The organism is Burkholderia sp. SIMBA_051, assembly GCF_046534915.1.
Taxonomy (GTDB): domain Bacteria; phylum Pseudomonadota; class Gammaproteobacteria; order Burkholderiales; family Burkholderiaceae; genus Burkholderia; species Burkholderia ambifaria.
The window spans coordinates 1-383 of the sequence record NZ_JAWRXS010000078.1 but is presented as its reverse complement, the minus strand read 5'-3'; the positions used below and the strand labels follow the sequence as shown (position 1 = coordinate 383).

Sequence of the window (383 nt, the reverse complement as noted above, 5' to 3'; positions counted from 1 at the left end):
GCGGCGATGGATCAGCACCCCGCGTTCGACCAATTGAGCCAGAGTCTCGTCGATCCGAGACCCAGCTACCTGTGAACCCAATGCGAAAGAGATGACGCTCGACGTCACCTCCTGTGCCAAGTCGGACTGTACCAATTCGAGTACCGCGATACTCTTGAGGACTTGCGCTGTGATTGGATGGTCTGAATGGCGCTCGACAGCAGCCACCGCGAATGCCCAGCGTCGCTCGCTGCCTAAATCCCTAAACCGCAACCCATAACCTGCGGCCAAATAGTCGAATACATCGGGCAGGCGAAGCCACGCCTGCGAGTCCAAGTCCGTTCGATGCACGAAATCGACCAGCCCTTGCGGCTCGTGGCCTCGCAAAAACGCATGAAACGAAC

The 383-nt window shown here is 58.0% G+C and carries 1 protein-coding gene; it reads right to left on the bottom strand.

The window, feature by feature from the left end; translation table 11 throughout:
• On the bottom strand, positions 1–383 hold a 383-nt coding region (locus SB771_RS33620; RefSeq protein ID WP_410721870.1), incomplete at both ends, for a hypothetical protein.